At 57.1% G+C, this 16,668-nt stretch carries 16 protein-coding genes; 6 read left to right on the plus strand and 10 right to left on the minus strand.

Going from position 1 to position 16,668, the window contains the following annotated elements; translation table 11 throughout:
* Nucleotides 1–267, plus strand: a 267-nt coding sequence (locus B060_RS0120640; protein WP_018083716.1) for an integrase core domain-containing protein, incomplete at its 5' end; no start/stop codon positions are given.
* Nucleotides 268–441: 174 nt separating this feature from the next.
* On the opposite strand, the gene B060_RS28355 is transcribed toward B060_RS0120640, so the two are convergent.
* From B060_RS28355 to galA, 4 genes are all read right to left on the minus strand, one after another.
* Entirely contained in the window at nt 442–861 is a 420-nt protein-coding gene (locus B060_RS28355; protein ID WP_330217091.1) for a hypothetical protein, read from the minus strand.
* A gap of 205 nt (nt 862–1,066) precedes the next feature.
* Entirely contained in the window at nt 1,067–1,381 is a 315-nt protein-coding gene (locus tag B060_RS28360) for a nucleotidyl transferase AbiEii/AbiGii toxin family protein (protein WP_023447442.1), read from the minus strand.
* Nucleotides 1,371–1,967 (minus strand): hypothetical protein, encoded by a 597-nt coding sequence (locus B060_RS0120655; protein WP_018083717.1) that lies wholly within the window; start codon nt 1,965–1,967, stop codon nt 1,371–1,373. Before B060_RS0120655 ends, B060_RS28360 begins: the two co-directional genes overlap by 11 nt.
* Nucleotides 1,968–2,347: 380 nt before the next feature.
* On the minus strand, nt 2,348–4,819 hold the full coding sequence (galA, locus tag B060_RS25410; protein WP_018083718.1) for a beta-galactosidase GalA: 2,472 nt from the start codon (nt 4,817–4,819) through the stop codon (nt 2,348–2,350).
* A 170-nt stretch (nt 4,820–4,989) separates the two neighbouring features.
* On the opposite strand from galA, the gene B060_RS0120665 reads away from it, so the two are divergent.
* Together B060_RS0120665 and B060_RS25415 are read left to right on the plus strand one after the other, a co-directional pair.
* Complete coding sequence (locus B060_RS0120665; RefSeq protein WP_018083719.1) at nt 4,990–5,349, plus strand: hypothetical protein; 360 nt, start codon at nt 4,990–4,992, stop codon at nt 5,347–5,349.
* A gap of 254 nt (nt 5,350–5,603) precedes the next feature.
* A complete protein-coding gene (locus tag B060_RS25415; RefSeq protein WP_018083720.1) occupies nt 5,604–6,980 on the plus strand; it encodes an MFS transporter in 1,377 nt (458 codons plus the stop codon).
* Between the two features lie 30 nt (nt 6,981–7,010).
* On the opposite strand, the gene B060_RS0120675 is transcribed toward B060_RS25415, so the two are convergent.
* Nucleotides 7,011–7,988: a YdcF family protein gene (locus B060_RS0120675; RefSeq protein ID WP_018083721.1), complete on the minus strand. Its 978-nt coding sequence runs from the start codon at nt 7,986–7,988 to the stop codon at nt 7,011–7,013.
* 313 nt (nt 7,989–8,301) lie between these two features.
* Complete coding sequence (locus tag B060_RS0120680) at nt 8,302–10,701, minus strand: TonB-dependent receptor (protein WP_201768132.1); 2,400 nt, start codon at nt 10,699–10,701, stop codon at nt 8,302–8,304.
* 253 nt (nt 10,702–10,954) lie between these two features.
* Here B060_RS0120680 and B060_RS0120685 point away from each other — a divergent pair, with 253 nt between their 5' ends.
* The gene (locus B060_RS0120685) at nt 10,955–12,073 is read left to right on the plus strand and encodes an ROK family transcriptional regulator (protein WP_018083723.1); all 1,119 of its coding nucleotides are present in this window, start codon (nt 10,955–10,957) and stop codon (nt 12,071–12,073) included.
* Between the two features lie 170 nt (nt 12,074–12,243).
* Here the strand turns inward: B060_RS0120685 and B060_RS27425 are convergent, their stop codons facing one another.
* Complete coding sequence (locus B060_RS27425; protein ID WP_155847930.1) at nt 12,244–12,480, minus strand: hypothetical protein; 237 nt, start codon at nt 12,478–12,480, stop codon at nt 12,244–12,246.
* Nucleotides 12,477–12,614 (minus strand): hypothetical protein, encoded by a 138-nt coding sequence (locus B060_RS27430; RefSeq protein WP_018083725.1) that lies wholly within the window; start codon nt 12,612–12,614, stop codon nt 12,477–12,479. The genes B060_RS27425 and B060_RS27430 overlap by 4 nt, the downstream gene beginning before the upstream one ends.
* A gap of 197 nt (nt 12,615–12,811) precedes the next feature.
* Between B060_RS27430 and B060_RS0120700 the strand changes: the two genes are divergently transcribed.
* Both B060_RS0120700 and B060_RS0120705 read left to right on the plus strand, forming a co-directional pair.
* Entirely contained in the window at nt 12,812–14,362 is a 1,551-nt protein-coding gene (locus B060_RS0120700) for an alpha-N-arabinofuranosidase (RefSeq protein WP_018083726.1), read from the plus strand.
* A gap of 148 nt (nt 14,363–14,510) precedes the next feature.
* Nucleotides 14,511–14,801, plus strand: a complete 291-nt coding sequence (locus tag B060_RS0120705; RefSeq protein WP_155847929.1) for a hypothetical protein — start codon at nt 14,511–14,513, stop codon at nt 14,799–14,801.
* Between the two features lie 49 nt (nt 14,802–14,850).
* Here the strand turns inward: B060_RS0120705 and B060_RS0120710 are convergent, their stop codons facing one another.
* Both B060_RS0120710 and B060_RS0120715 read right to left on the minus strand, forming a co-directional pair.
* Nucleotides 14,851–15,849: an alpha/beta hydrolase family protein gene (locus B060_RS0120710; protein WP_018083728.1), complete on the minus strand. Its 999-nt coding sequence runs from the start codon at nt 15,847–15,849 to the stop codon at nt 14,851–14,853.
* Between the two features lie 302 nt (nt 15,850–16,151).
* On the minus strand, nt 16,152–16,571 hold the full coding sequence (locus tag B060_RS0120715) for a winged helix-turn-helix transcriptional regulator (RefSeq protein ID WP_031221284.1): 420 nt from the start codon (nt 16,569–16,571) through the stop codon (nt 16,152–16,154).
* Nucleotides 16,572–16,668 lie beyond the last annotated feature (97 nt).

Below are 16,668 nucleotides of genomic sequence, written 5' to 3' on the forward strand. Positions count from 1 at the left end.
CTGGCGAAGGACACCAAGACATTGCTAAAGGATATCGGGCTGGAGCAACGCTCAACGCCCGTCAGAAGTCCTGAATCCAATGGCATGGCGGAGGCCTTCGTAAAGACGTTCAAGCGCGATTATGTCAAAGTAAACCCGCTGCCCGACGCTCAAACCGTCATCGATAATCTACCAAAATGGTTTGAGCACTATAATGAACTTCACCCCCACAAGGCTTTGCGCTATCTCTCACCGAGAGAGTTCAGAGCCATGCAATCGAAAACCTGATCCTGTCCGGGAATTAGGGGGCAACTACAAGAAGCATACGCTTCAACTATGCCGGGATGAAATTTTTGAGAGTTTTGCGACGCTACCGAAGGCGTTTCTCGGCCCCATAGCCTTTGCAAAAAATGCACGCTTTAGCTTTGCCCCCAAGTCAGCAGAAAGACGACAGCGATCTCCCTAAAGACGGTCAGCTTCGGCCTTGATCCTGGCAAGGATATCGGCAAACGCTGGCCTATCCCGGTAATACAGCGACTTTGTTCCCTCATACGCCTTTTCATACGCGGCGTAGGTGTCGGGATCATTAAGCAGAAAAGCCGGGTTTTGGGTCAGGTCCGGATTTTCGGAGCGGAAACGCCTCACTTTGTGCGCCTTATAGTCTTCCGTGCCAATGAAGGCCTGTACGGTCGGCTCCGCCAACAGACAATAGACATCGTAATAATGCCGCATGAAATTGACAGGGAACGCGCCATCTTCCTGCTGTCTGCGGAACTTGGTGGAAATCGTCTGTTTTCTCAACCAGCGTGTAGCCTGGATGATAACAGAGGACGGCACGCGCGCGATTATCGTTAACCGGCACTTTGCCGACAGCATAATCATAAGCCCAGGAACTGATGTCCTTGGGCAGGTTGGGTGTCACATCGTCAAAGCCGACTTCCAGCAACACGCCGTCTTTCAGGTCGGATTTGCCGCCCGTCAGTTCAGGGTAGCGCAGGCGTATGCCGCCGCTGCGGTATTTGGCGTCATCAAAGGCGGTATCACGCTCGATCTGAACGATGCCGTCTATGCTGATTGTCTGTGCCAGCTAGTCGTAAAATTGCTTACGGCTCTCGACCTGTGCGGGCCTCTCCTGACCGCGCCCTGTGCTGACGGCTCTGTCTTTGGGCGGATCAATCCGGACGTCGATATCTTCCGAAAAGCGGTTGATGATGCCAAACCCCTTAGACAGTGATGTGCCGCCCTTCAGCTCAAAGCTCATCTCCTGTTGCTGCAAGCCATACAGGCAATGCATGATCCAATAGTCTTTTTCGACCAGGACCGGCGCTATCTGCATTCCTTCGCCGACGATGCGAAGCAGGTCGGCGAAGTCTTTATGGTTATGCAGATAATCAAGCGACATAGGATTGGTCCTCTCCCGTCAGTACATCGGAAAAGAATTTTCTGGTGCGCGCGGCTCCATAGTCACGCACCGCACGTTGCAGCGCAGACCTATCAGCTCGGGCAGCTTGCTTGCGCACCTGCTCAAGCACCTGCTGTCTGTCCTCTGCGAGCTGGCCGACATTATTGACCAAATCCACGAGCAGGAATTCCCTGGTCGCTGCTTTGGGAAAATGTGGCTTCACCCGAAAATCAAACATGCGTCCGCCCAGCCTGAATTGTCCGTGACGCTTATGGTTATAAACGACAGTCTCATTATAAAGCTGGGTAGCCCCAACGCCCAGAGCATTGTAGGCATTGGGCGACGTAAGCAGAAACCTGTCATCCTTTAGGAAGGCCGTAACCAGATTCTTGTCCTCAGCGGGAGCTTTGCCGAAAGCGGTATCCTTTGGGTAATAGTAAACCCCACCCGAAAGCTTGGTCAGCTCTCCGGCTTCAACCATCTGTTTCAGGTGGCGGTCCACGGACGTTGACCATTTGGCCAGGTCTTCGCGGCGGTACACTTTACCTGGACGCAGATGTTTTCTCAGTTCCTGCAATTTCGTCATAGTTACACCTCTCATCAAAGATAGTGACATTTGGCCATAATGCAAATAATTTCATTGATAAATCATGCAACATATCTTTTAAACATTCCATAATTAGCTGTTTTTATTGTAAATTTATCTAGTTCGCAGCAGTGTGTCACATACCGTGAGTTCACGTCTATAGTACTCAATAACTTCGGTTACATTCCTTGTAATCCCGAGAGAAGCGTCTAAGGCTAATTTGGCGGTACATCAGCCGCGCCAAAAGACGAGCTCGTCTGAAAACCGGAAATGCCGCTGGGCGTTGAGTTTTGAGAGCACGATCAGTTGGTTTTGCCACGCCTCGCCGGAATGGTTGTGCGAACTGGTGGCGGCAGATGATCGCCGGCGAATGAATAGGCTCAGGCCCGCGTCGGTTGCGACTGCGGGATCGGTCCGGCCTTGACCGGGATCGACAAGTCCGCCGGCTTCAAGCCAGGCGCCGTGGCATGCAGCTTGAGCGTTCCGGTCTGTGCCTCGATCGACTGCACAATGACCTGGCCCAGGCCGTTGAACAGCGAACGGCGGTTGCCTTTTTCCGGCTCAAGCGAGATCGGATCGCCGTTGCCGAGGCCGATGATGGCACCGCCCGCGATCTCATAGGTAATCATGTGATTGGCGAGCGGCACGGTGCGGCCCTTGACGTCCACAGCTTCGACCATGATCGGCTGGGCGTCGCGGCCATCGGCAATGAGCGCCGGCCGGTCCTGTGTCAACCGCAACGCCACCGGCTTGCCGGTGGTCTCATTGATGACCGTCGACACCACCTTTGCGCTATTATAGGCGCGGGCTTCGATGCGGCCGGCCGCATAGGGCACGGTCCAGCGGTTCATCTCGTATTTGTCGGTCTTCTGTCGACCGGCCGACTTACCGTTGACGAAAAGCTCGACCTCCTCGGCATTGGTACAGGCCATGACCATGATGGGCTCGCCCTCACTGCCGGCCCAGTTCCAGTGCGGCACGAGGCCGAGCACAGGCTTGTCCTTGATCCATTGCGCGCGATGGATGTGGACGGCCGTCTTGTCGAACCCGCACAGGTCCATAATGCCGAAATAGGAACTGTTTGACGGCCAATTGAACGGCTTCGGCTCGCCGTGGTAATCAAACCCGGTCCAGACAAAGGTGCCGGCGACGAAATCGCGCGTATCGATCTGCTTCCAGGCATCGCGGTGCGTCTCGCCCCAGCCGGCAGCTTCGTCGTCATAACTGGCGAGCACTTGCGCCTTTTTATCCGTCACGAAAGCGCCGCGCGTCATGAGGGCTGAGCTGTCCTCGGATGAGAACATCGGCTTGTCCGGATGCGCCGCGTGGAAGGGATCGTACTGGCCCTGCTGATAATTGATGCCGACGACATCGACAGCGTGCGACACGTTGAGCGGGGTAAACAGGCCGCCGCTCATCGCTGCGGTGACCGGGCGCGTGGTATCGAGCGACTTAACCACAGAACTCATGCGCCGAACCATCTGGTAGCCGGCCGGTGTGCCTTGCATCGGCTCCTCGTTGAACACCGACCACAGAAAGACGCTGGGGTGATTGCGGTCGCGCCGCACCAGCCATTCAAGTTGGGCCATGTAGTCCGGCGAGGCGTTGAAATTGCGGTTCTCGGCCATGACAAGGAAGCCGTGGCGGTCGCATGCCTCCATCAGTTCCTTGCTTTGCGCATTGTGCGAGAAGCGGATGGCGTTGCAGCCAAGCGATTTCAGGCGGCGCAGGCGGAAGTCGTTCACGCCGTCCGGTACGGCGGTTCCGACGCCGGCATGGTCCTGATGCAGACACACGCCCTTGAGTTTCACCGGCTGGTCGTTGAGGAAAAAGCCTTTTTGCGCATCGAACCGCTGGGTGCGGAAGCCGGCATGGGTTGTAACCTGATCAAGCACGGCGTCGGTCTCGCTCGTGAGCGATGTCGTCACCTGGTAAAGATGCGGCGTGTCCACGCTCCACAAGTGGGGATTGGCAAACGGGATATCATAGTTGACCACGGTTGAGCCGAGCGGCGCGATGCTGACCTGCTTTGTTCCACCGGGACGCGTGCCTGCCGGCGATTTTTCGTCGCCTATGTCGGTGTGAACGCGGACGGTCTCGGTCTTATCGCCGGAATTGTAGATCGTGACCTCGACCGGCACATGCCAGCCATGTTCGTCCTTTACCGGATGAGCGAAGACACCGTCAGTCTTGATATGCACTGGATTACGCTTGACGATCCAGGCATCGCGGTAAAGCCCGCCGCCTTCGTACCACCAGCCTTCCATAGCTTCGGCATCGACGCGCACCACCAGCGAATTAAGCTGGTCGCCATAGGTGGCATAGGGCGTCAGGTCGATATAGATCGAGTTATATCCGCTCCAGTTGCGGTTGACGAGCGTACCGTTGAACCACACGGTGGCGAAGGTGGCGACGCCGTCCAGTTGCAGCTCGATATGCTTGCCGTCGTCCTGCGGCTCGAAGCGCAGCATGTTGCGATACCAGGCTACGCCCCGACGACGGTAGCCCTGATCGACATTGCCACTCTCCTCGATCGGCTGGAAACTGACAAAGTCGTGCGGCAGAGTGACCGGCTGCCAGGCGCTGTCGTCGAACTTGGGCGAAGCCGCACCGCGCGCAGCGCCGGCCTTGGCAGCGTCATAGGTCGCGTCATGTCCGATGATCGGTGAGAAAGGTATATCGCCAGCAAAGAAGCGCCAGCCCTTATTAAGCAAGAGTACCTGGCGAGGCGAGGCAACAGGGGCTACCACGGACGGTGACGTTGTCGCGGCGACGGCGCGCGACACAAAACCCGGAGTCGATGCGGCCAGACCCAGCGCGCTCGCGCCCTTGAATAATTCCCGGCGGTTCATGTTTGTATCCCTGATGATTGTTTCTTTTATTAGTGCAACGTCCTGTAGCGGCGCGCAAGGAGAAAATGCACCGCTCGAAACGACAGGCGCTAACCAGGCAAACCAAGACCTGTATACCGCTTAAGCTATAGCCAGTCCCGGTCGAAGGTCCGTGATCCCGGCTATGCACCTTGGTTGAAAACGGCCTGGTTGAAGTCGACGCTGCGCTTAAAGACCGGCTTCAAGGACTGAGAGATGATAGAGAGCGTGCGCGCGAAGCCCTGGCTCGCATCACGATACAGGTGGACGAGCCGACCGTTGACGAGGAAAGACTATCGACGTTTAGCCGGCTGATCAGGGAAAAATTGCAGACTGGCGACATATCCTACCGAAAGGCATACATCAGAGGGCTATTGGATACAATCGAAGTCGGCCACGAGACAATACGACTACGTGGCTCGAAATCGGCGCTTGAACGCGCCATTCTCACCGAACAGACGAACGACAAAGTAGTTCGCAGTTTGGTACAGGAGTGGCGCACAACCGAATAAATCTGCGAACCAGTACATAGTTGAAATTTAGATATAATTTTCCACATGGACTACATGCCACCTTCCAACTCACCAGCTATTGCCGGCAGCCCCCGGTCAGGATCGCGGCATAGTCCGGTCAGTGCAACGCCATTAATTACGCGGAGAATAAATGGATGTGTCGTACGTTCTAAGCTATAAGATGGCCATCGTCTGCAAGATGCCGGCGGCCCGAAGATGCCGCGGAAAGCGACATTAAGGCGCAAGCCCGGACAATGACGATGCAGCGTGTTCCATCCCGGATTGCCCACACCCTCAGCCTGGTCAAACGCGACCGCCATCTCATCGGCTATTCAACCGGCAATTTCGGCAAAAACCTGTTGCTGAGCAGCTTCGACGTCACTTTGCTCTTTTTGCTGACAGATTTTCTTGGCATCGCCCCCGGCCATGTCAGCTGCTTGATGCTGATCGTCTTTTTTGGCGATTTGGTTTTCGATTTGGGCGCGGGCTTCCTGGCAAGCTACGCCCAAAACATGGGGACCGGTTATCGCCGTATCATCGCCCTGGGCACTGTACCCTGTGCCGCGGCCTTTGCCTTGATCTATAGCCTGCCGCTGCTGGGGTTGAAGGATATCGCCGTGATCGCACCCATCATCCTCTTTTTCCGCGCGACCTATGCAATTATCGACGTCCCTCACAACAGCCTGCTCACACGCGTAGCGACGGACAGCCGTGCGCGGGGACGAGCGTCGGGTTACCGCTTCGTCTTCAGTTCGGCGGCCAGCCTCGTCATCGCGACCGTGCTTGTGCCCTTTATGGAGACGGCATCTCAGCATGATATGCCCGGACGCCTGGCCACGCTCGGCATGGTCGGCGGTCTGTTGTTTTGTATCGCCATGCTTTTCGCCGCCTGGTCGTCAAAGATAGACGGCCCCGCAAATCAAAGACAGGTCCCGACGTCCGCGCGTATCGTGTTTCTGCCCAGGCCGGACCGGCTGTTTGCCGCCATAGCCGTGATCGCCCTGGTGACCGGGTTTGCAATGCCGGCATTTAGTCGCATGATCCTCTACATTGCGACCTATGTTTTGAAGCAACCCGCCTTCGCCGGCCATGTCTTGCTGGCCCTGACCCTCGGCCAGTTGCCCGGCGCCGTGATGTGGATATTCCTCATCAGATTCTACGATAAGACCACACTGCTGGCCGTAAGCCACGCCGTCGCCGCCTGCGGTATCTTCTTCTTCTCGATGGTCGGCGCACACCAGTCGCTGTTGATCGGCTTCGCGGTCATTATCGGTGTTGGTTTCGCCGGCGTATTTATGCTGCCGTGGGGCATTCTAGCCGATATTGTCGATTTTGCCGAATTCCGCCACCGCGTGCGGCGCGAGACGGCCGCCTTCGCCAGCATTCTGGTTATTCTGAAGGCCGGGGCTGCCGCTTCCGTGGCCACCATCGGCTGGACTTTGGGCAGGTTAGGCTATGTGGCCGGCGCCGAACAACCCGAACTCGTTTTGACCGGAATGAAGATCCTGGCCTTCGGGGTCCCCATTCTGGGCGCACTGATCGCGATTGTGACGCTGCAACGCATGGCCGTCAGCCATCAGTTGCATGCGCGCATCGTGCGGGCGATCAAGGCGCGGCGGTCGCGCGACTGACGGGAATGATTCCAGTGCGAACCCTGTTCCTTAAGGGTCAAGCGGGTCGGCCGGATCGACGCGCAGTGAAGTTGAGGACGGCCTGAACCTTAACTCGAAAGACGATAATCGGGCGCCGACCGTGCCGGGGTCGTAACCGAGCTCAGTCTGGTTGCGAACTTTGAATTCCGGACTTTCGATATACTTGCTTTGCTCGGCATTGGTGATGATGAGGGTGTCATGATCCAGGGGAGCCCCAATGGCGATAAGCCGCCGCGTCACATTGCGCAAATTCGTCGTGGTATGCCGGGCATAGGGGTCGATGATGATACGGTCTGCCGGGACCCCGAAACGCTTGATCAGCGCCTTGCGCATTTCGATCGCCTCGACAAAGCCGGATCCTTTCGGGTGAACCGACGCGCCACTTAAAATCACAAACGGCGCTTCGCCGTCGGCAAAGCGGCTGGCGGCCATCCGGACATTCGTCTTCCCCCGCGCGCTCAGCGGAACAGCCAGGCTTTCCGGACCTATGCCGGTAACAATGATCGCCGTATAACGATAGCGCTTCCAATCGGTCGTGCGGGCACGCGCAAACGCAGCGGCATTGTAAGTCTTGTCGAGAGGTTCGAAACGTACCGCATCGTCGCGATCATTGACATCGAGCAAGGCTATGGCCAGCTCAAGGCTTTGGTCCAAGCCTATCGCCGGATCGTCTTCGCTGGCCTCGGCCAGCAAAACGGCGTCGGCGACCGTCGCGTTGAATTGGCTACTCCCCGTGGCGTCGATCGGACCGTCGATAAGGGGATAGCGCGGCGCCTGGCCAAGACCATAGACTTGAATGACGCCGTTTAGGCCGCGTAACTCACGCGAGATCTGGGCCTTGATCCCGTCATCCGCCAGGGCGAATTTTGTCCACAACGAAGCCGGCGCGCGAGCGGCTGCGGTGGCGACGTCGTCGATTTCCCCATCGGTCCAGATAGCAGCGTTCAGGATGCAGGCCGTCACATGTTGGCACGCGTCCAGACGCATCCGGCGGCTTGCCAGAACTGTGGTCAGATTAGTAGCAAGCCCCCCCGCCTTTTGCCCGGTGTTTGTTTGCACCTTCCCCAAATCAACAAGGGCGGGGAAAAGACGATGGGCAAGCAGAGACCAATGTTGGTCGCTAACCGGGGCGGCATGGCCGGACTGAACCGGCAGCAGCAATGTGGCCAAGGATGCAGCCAGAATTGTCGACCTAATGAATGATTTTATCACGATGTGCTGAGATCCCTCAAACTCCGGGTTTTAGCCGTCGGAGCCACACGCTACGACGGCCAAAACCACTTGGTGGATAGGCCAAATATTACCACTTACGGCTGGCGATGACGCGGAAGCTGCGACCGAAGAGCGGACGGCCGTAGATGGCGGTCGGCGTACCCTGGCCGGACAAGGTGTCGGTCCGGGTATTGCCTTCCGTGAGGCCTTTCGCATTGGTCAGATTGTCGCCGACCAATTGCAACTTCCAATCGGCGTGCGTGAAGGTCGCCCCCGCCCTCACGGTGCCATAAGCCGGCAGGGCTGTAGTATTGAGGACGTCGACGAAGCGCTCGCCGACATATTCGTAGCCGACATAGGCTTCCAGGTTCGTCTCCGAACCGAGGTCGAAGTCGAAGGTCGGCTCGATGTGGCCCATGATCTTGGGTTCGCGCACAATCTGCTTGCCCAGGATTGCCGACGCGCTGGCGCCCGTGGTGCTGGCAAAGTCGCGATATTCGGGGCGGGAAACCGTCAGTGAACCGGAGATCGAGAACATCTTAGATGGCCGCCATTGCCCGTCTATTTCCACGCCGCTTTCGACCGCCGTACCGATGAAGGGCACATTGGTTGTCGCACCGGTTTGCGGATTGAACGCCGTGAAGGACGCATTCAAAGGATTGAAATGGGTGTAGAAGCCCGTAGCATAGAGATAGCTCTTGCCGAACGAAGCCTTCAGCCCGACCTCATATTGATCGGCCTTGCTGGCGATCGTCGAACCCAGGGGATAGGTGACATAGGATGACAGCAAGGCGGGCGCGGTCAACTCAGACGCACGCCCGTACATGCCGAAATGCGAGCTGAAGTCATAGTTGACACCCGCCGTCCAGTTCGTCGCGGTCAGATGGACATTGATAGGGATCGACTGACCGGTGAAGCCGCGGGCGAAGCTGGCGGCGACGGAGGAGCCAGGGACCGGCTTGCTGGCGGTGGCTAATTGATAGCCGGTATAGGTGTAGCTTTCCTGGCGGACGCCGGCGTCGAGGCGGAGCTTGTCGGCGATCGACCAGGTATCGTTGACATAAAACGCCAGTAGCTTGGCGTCGAGATTGGACCTGTTGAGCGTGGTGGTATCGTGCAGGGCGCCGTTCTCAGTCATATTGCCCAGTATGGCGCCCGTGCTCGAATAGGCTACCAGGTCCAGGGTTTTGGGTTGAGACTTCACCTGCATCAAATAGTCTTGATAGGCGGCGAAACTGTCCAGGCCCCAAAAGGCCGCATTAACGCCGCCCTTCACATCGTGGGAACCCCATGTTGTATCGAAGGTATGGGTGGCGCTCAACTCAGTTTCAAAGGAATAGAAGTCGGAATCGACCGCGCGGTACTGGCCCTGGACGACAAGTCCGGAATCCGCAGACGGGCTATAGACTGTAGCGCCTCCCGTGCCTGCCAGGGTGTAACCGAGGTGGTCGACCGACGATCCAAAGGCCGAGCGGGCGGCGGTCAGCTGCGAGCCGGCATAGCTGGCGCCGTCGACAGGGTTGCTGGTCGAATAGAGGGCGTCGAAGCTCAGCTGCCCCTTCGTCAGGCTCGAATTGAACTTGATCGTCGTGCCGTTGAAATCGCCTTCGTATTGCAAGCCGACATTGCCGAATTTCATATGACGACCGTTGGCGAGGTCGCGTTGCTGGCTTTGCAGGACGCCGTTTTGATCGTAATATTTGATGTTAACAGCACGGAACGCGGGCGAATTCATCGTTCCGGTGAAATAGTCGAGGTAAGGATCAAGCGAAACCGAAGGATTCCTCGGATCGGCGACGGGTATCGGCAGATAAAAGACGTTGATATCGTCAAGATATTGCGCGGATACCTTCACCCAGCCATTGTCGAGATTATGTTTGATATTGCCGCGGATTTGACCGCCCTTGTCATTCGGGAAGCCGTTGTTGCGATAGCCGTCGTTATAGCGAAGAAAGCCGCCAACCGCGTAGAAGGTGTCCTTACTCAAAGCACCTGACTGATACACATCGGCACGGTAAAGGCCGGTATCGCCCAAGGTAAGTTGAGCCTCACCTTTTGTTTGCGCGCTGCCGGTGACGGTGATGTTGTTGATGATGGCCGAGGCACCGCTGCCGTAAATCGGAGCCGGGCCACCGCGCACAATCTCAACGCGTTGCGTCATAAGGTCGAACCGATTCATCCCTTCGCCGGAATTAAAGAAGAAGCCATCGGATTGCGGATAGAGGGCGAGGCCGTCCTGTTGCACGATCATGCCGAAGCGGTCACCCGGGATGCCACGAAGCCGCGTCACGTTTTGCGCCTCACCACCCGTTGTCTCGACTTGAATACCGGGGACGCTGCCCATCAGGTCGGCGTAACTTTTTGGGGCAAGTTTTTGAATGGCTTCCGCGGACAGCGAATTGACCGCGTAGGAGACGTCGAAGCGACGCTGAGGACGGGCTGACCCTGTCACGACCACGAAGGTTGCCTCGGTTTGGTCAGCCGGCACCAAGGTAGTCGACGGCGCTTGCTGCGTGGCCTGCGCAAATACTGGACCGGCACATGCGCACAAGGCGAAAATTGCGCAACTATGCGCGAGCGTAGTTTTCCTTTTAGTCATCGTTTTCTCCGTTTGAATAATTGATCCGAAGTTAACGGCGCTTATAGAGGCCTTTTGACACATTTATTTATTACTTGTAAATTAAATAGGCCGGGGCTTAAGGTGTGTCTTTTTCACCCGCTTGTCGATATGGGGCATTAAGATGAAAATCGCGCGGCTGAAACTGTATTCAGAGGAAAGGCGCCTCCTCTGGCACCTGCGCACCCACGGGCCGACACCTCGAAACGATCTGGCCTTGGCACTGCAGGTCAGCAATTCTGCCTTGACCAAGCTGTCGCACAACCTACTCAATCTGGGCCTGATCGAAGAGATGGCCTCGCCGGATACGCAGAGCCGCGGGCGACCGACCATTCCCCTCACCATCTCAGCCGCGGGCGGCTGCGCGGTCGGGGCAACTGTGCATAAGGGCGTACTTGAAATCGCCCTCATCGATTATGCTGGCGGAATCATCTCGCTGACGAGCGAGGAGGTCGGCGCGCCAGACCCCTATGAATTCGCCAGACTGTTAGACCAAAGAATTACCGAGCTCTCCACTCGACATCGGCTTTTGGGCATGCGCTTCCTGGGCGTTGGCATTGCGGTTCCTGGCCCCTCTCTTTCCCGTGATGGCGAACGATGGCATGTCGTCAATAACTTGCCCAGGTGGCGTGACGTGCCTTTGCGACAGATTCTGGATGAAACCCTTGGTTTGCCTGTGGTGCTGCAAAACGACGCCAATGCCGCCACCGTGGCCGAGTACTATCTCGGCGGCCACATTCGCCGATCATCGACGGTCGTCGTCATTCTACTAGGATACGGTATCGGGGCCGGTGTTATCGAAGACGGTCGCCTGCTCAAGGGCGAGCTTGGCGGTGCCGGCGAAATCGGTATTTTGCATACGGATGACAAGCCTCGGCCATCGACCCTTGATTTGATGTCTGTCCTGCAAGAAGCCGGATGCAATATCACATCGGTAGCGCATTTCGATCACGTCACGCAGGGATACGAAGATGTGATCGAGCGCTGGCTTAACAGGACGGCTGATCAGCTTGAATTCACGGTCAATAGCGCGATCGCATGGTTCGACCCGGGGGAAATAGTCTTGTCCAGCCCGCTCCCTGAATCCTTGATGGTCCGGTTGGCGGCCAGGTTGAATCGCGGTCACCTGCGGTGGGGGGGGCACAGGTCGTCATCCAAGATTTGCGTGTCGAAACTTGGCGGCAGTTCGATTGCCCTGGGCGCCGCTCTGCTACCCATTCATGCCTCGACAGCACCTGGCTAACGCAGACGGCCCGCCGCCGACTGACCACGCGGTTGCGGAATTTTGAATCGCCTCGAAACTTCGGTTTTTGCTTAGGCGAGCTTCATGATGAAGCGACTTTAAGGGATGCCATTACACGGGCGAGTTTATTCTTTGGGCGGTGCGTCCAATCTGTGCCGGCACAAACGAGGTCAGTTGATGTGCTTGCGAGGCGATTGATTTTGCCAGGGCCGGATCCGTGAGCCGGCCATCAGCATCAAAAACGCCGTTGCTGATATCGTTGTCCAATTCAGCGGCGTGGTGGTGATCGGCTTTATGAGCATCACGATGATGCTCACACTACGTCTACCGCGGCTGGAACCTTGGATGGGCGGCCTGGACAAAATGTACCGTCTGCACAAATGGCCAACAATGGCTGCAAGTTTCATTCTAAGCTCCCTATAGCTGCTATCATGGCATCCGTTGTATCGACACCCTTGTCCTTGATGTAGGCGTCGAGCGCGCCGATGCCCGACAGTGGCGGTAGATCTTCACCATTGCTGCCCATCTGCTTGATGAGCATTGCCCACCTTTCGTTGAGTGAGGCAGCTATAGATATCTCCTGTCGAGATCAGCGTTTCGACCAATGCAACAGCGCAACGGGGGCTAGCGGCGATCGACAACCTCGCGATTACTAGCGAAATTGTGGAGACAGCCGGGGCCAAATATCTTAAGATGTAAATGTCCGACAAATATAATAGGGGAGTTAACATGCTTAAAATGCTGTCCGCCGCCACGGTTTCGGCTTTGATGCTGGCCGCGTCCACATCTGCAGCCACCCTCACAGCCGAAGCCACGCTCAAGGTTGACCAGCCCGGTCCCAAGATCGATAAGTACGTCTATGGCCAGTTCTCAGAGCACTTGGGCGCTGGCATCTACGAAGGCGTCTGGGTAGGTGAAGGCTCCAAGATTCCGAACGTGCGCGGTATCCGTACCGATGTGGTCAATGCGCTGAAAGAGATCAAGGTTCCTCTGATCCGCTGGCCCGGCGGCTGCTTCGCCGACGAATATCATTGGCGTGACGGCATCGGTCCACGTGACCAGCGTCCGTCGCGCAAGAATAACTGGTGGGGTGGTTCGCCCGAAAGCAATCACTTCGGTACGCACGAATTCTTCGACTTCGCCGAGCAGGTCGGCGCTGACGCCTATGTTTCGATCAATGTCGGCTCTGGCGATCCAACCGAGATGCGCGAATGGATCGAATACATGACCTCGCCGGGCGAGGATACGCTGGCCCAGGAACGCCGAAAGAATGGCCGCGACAAGCCGTTCAAGGTGCCGGTAATCGGCATCGGCAACGAGAGCTGGGGCTGCGGCGGCAGCATGACGCCGGAATATTATTCCAACGAATATCGCCGCTTCAATGAATTCTTCCACAAGGGCGCGGACAATCCGGCGCTGCGTATCGCCGTCGGCCCCCCCAGTGGCGGCGATGACGATAACTGGACCGAAGTGGTCATGAAGCAGATCGGCAGTGGCCGCATGGACGGGCTGTCGCTGCACTACTACACCCTGCCGACCGGCCAGTGGGAGAAGAAGGGCGCATCGATCAATTTCAGCAGGCAGGCTTGGGTTGACACCTTCTCCCGGACGCTGAAGTTGGAAGATTTCATCGTCAAGCACGGCGCCATCATGGACAAGTACGACCCTGAAAAGAAGGTCGCGCTCTATGTCGACGAATGGGGCACCTGGTACGACGTCGAGCCGGGCACCAATCCGGGCCATCTGTACCAGCTCAACACACTGCGTGACGGTGTCCTGGCCGCGGTCAACTTCAACTTCTTCCATAAACACGCCGACCGCGTGAAGATGACGGCCGTGGCCCAGACGATCAACGTCCTGCAGGCAATGATCCTGACCAAGGACGACAAAATCCTACTGACCCCGACCTACTATGCGTTCAAGATGTACGTGCCCTTCCAGGACTCGACATCGCTGCCATTGGAACTGAACCCACCGACCTTCACGTCGGGCGACAAGACACTACCGGCAATCAATGCTTCGGCGGCCAAGGGTAAGGACGGCAAGACCTATATCGGCCTGGCCAACATGAACCCAGACGATGAGGTCAAGCTCACCGTAAACCTCGGCACGCTCAAGGCGACCAAGGTCTCGGGCGAGGTTTTGACCGCCCCTAAGATGGATGCGCGCAACGAAATGGGCGTGCCTGCCACGGTCGTGCCGGTCAGCTACAAGGGCGGCAAGATATCAGGCAACAAGCTGACCCTCAACCTGCCGGCCAAGTCGGTCGTCGTTGTGAAGCTCGACTAATATGCCAGGTGGGCGAGCCTTGGTGTCACCTTCGCTATCGTTTCCGCTGTGCGATCAGGTGCAGCGGAGGTGATCGAAGCCAAAGTCGCTGTCCACCTCGACAAGCCGAGGAATGACAACCCCGTCGGCGCAAATTTTAAAGCGCATAATGTTCACTTATCTCAAGAACATTACCGCGAAGTCATTTGCAGTCTGCGGATTTCGCGAACGATCTGGCCGGGCTGATGTCGAACCGACACGGCGTGTCAGCGCGTTGAAGTCGGCTGGCGCGATCCATGCGGTGATGTTCGGCCGGCACGGTGCCCTCATGCTGTCCTTAGACTTGCGCGACGAACTCGACGTTCCGCTGCGCAATGCCGCTGATTGGCGTCCTCTGTCGCAAGCCGCAGAACTCGCAATCTGGCTTACGGGCGAGGATCGACGAATAGACCAGAACTAACGAAGTGTGCGAAACTGTAGCATAAGAAGACAAAACACGAACGGTCTGTTCAGGTCAGCACGTTCGTTCGCAACCAAGTCTCCATGGCTTCAAAATAGCCATCGCACATATGGCGCTCTTTCATCTCGATCATTTCGCGAAAGCCCCCTGTCGCGGCCTGCTGGAGATTGTGATTGCCATCCGGGAAGGCGCGAATGTTCAGGCTGGCGCGCCGATTCTTGCCGATCGTCTTTGCATAGAGCGCCATAGTTTTTCTCCAGTCCACATTTCTGTCCTTTTCACCGAAGATGGCGAGGACGGGCATGTTGACGCGGGCGAGCATCTCTCGGAAATGGGTTACATAGATCTGAAGGCCGGTTTTTTTATCGACCTGAAACGCGCCGCTTAAGAATTGTGCTTTGGCCATTTCAAACGACTCAACGTCCTCGTCCTTGCCGCCGGAGAGATAAACAATGAACGGATCGCGGCGGAGGTTTTGGGTCGCCGCCAAATAATCGGTGTAGCTGCCGCCTCGGCTCGTGATCTCGAAGCCGCGTTTCCATTCGCCGACCAACTGTTTAATCTGCGGCTCTGTCCGTCCCTCGATGCGCAGATTGGATTCCAGGAGATAGGGGAAGTTTTCCTTGTCGTCCGTGCCGCTCACCGAAATCCAAAAGGCAATGTCGGGGTCTTGCGCGATCGCAAGCGGCGCAATCCAGCCGCCGCGGCTTAGGCCCCAAAGCCCGATTTTGTGCGCACCCGGTATAGGACTCTTGCGCAATTGGCGGATGGCGTCCTGCACTTCGGCTGCGCTGCTCTCCACCGGCTGGTCGGCATCGAATTTGCCCGCGCTTTGGCCACAGCCCGGCTTATCCCAGATCACGGTGGAGATTCCTAGCTGAGTAAAATGGCTGCGCAGATCGTAGTAGGATGTGCGCCCTGCCACGTCCGTTTCACCGTAGCCCTGGATTATGATGATCAGGGCTTTCGCGGTGCCGTCCGCCGGGGTGTCGACAAAGCCGGACAGCAGGTTTCCAGCCGAAACGAATTCGAACTTTTGCGTGTTCATGGTGGCTTCGGGTGCCTGAGCGTGCACAAGAGCGGGTTGCATTATTGGGCTTATACCCGCTGCCACAAGACAGCCCAGCACCAGACGGCGTGATGTCATTGCATCCCCCTATTTTGATCTGGCCTGAAGGTCGCCAGATATCTAAGTCATGGTTCAGGAATTTGAGTTGTCAACCGACGCTGCAATTACAAAAATTCAATGTGTCGTAAAACACATGTTTTCCGTACGGACATTCGAGCTCGGTGTTTACTCGTTCGGCAACACCAGGCGAAAAGCGGGCGGGAAAGGCGCGCCAACAGCCATCACTTTGACGGCGTACCTTGCTCCCGGTCATACCGGGCTCGATCAACTTCCATGGCGGCGCGGTTCTCATGCGCCCAGTCCGATAGCGCTGTCAGCGGGTCCAGGAGGGAGCGTCCGCGATCCGTGAGGTCATAGACTACCTTCGGCGGAATAGTCGCAAAAGCCGTGCGGGTGACCAACCCCTCCCGCTCAAGACTCCGCAACGTCAATGTCAGCATCCGGTGAGACACGCCGCCGATCTTGCGCATGATCTCATTGAAGCGCATCGGACCGTGGGACAGGGCGCCAACCGCCATGATCGTCCACTTGTCCGCAATGCGGTCGAGAATGTATCCCATCGCCCGGCAGTGGGCGTGCTCGTGGACACTGTCCGATTCTGTGATGGCCAGCCCCTCATTGGGCTGCATTGTGATGTTCATGGCGGCCCCCAATACGAACAATTCTGTGCGTGATGCACGCGAATGTGCGTTCTTGCGCAGATATCCGGTTTCGATATCATCGTCACGAACATAATGT

Source organism: Asticcacaulis benevestitus DSM 16100 = ATCC BAA-896, from assembly GCF_000376105.1.
Lineage (GTDB): Bacteria > Pseudomonadota > Alphaproteobacteria > Caulobacterales > Caulobacteraceae > Asticcacaulis > Asticcacaulis benevestitus.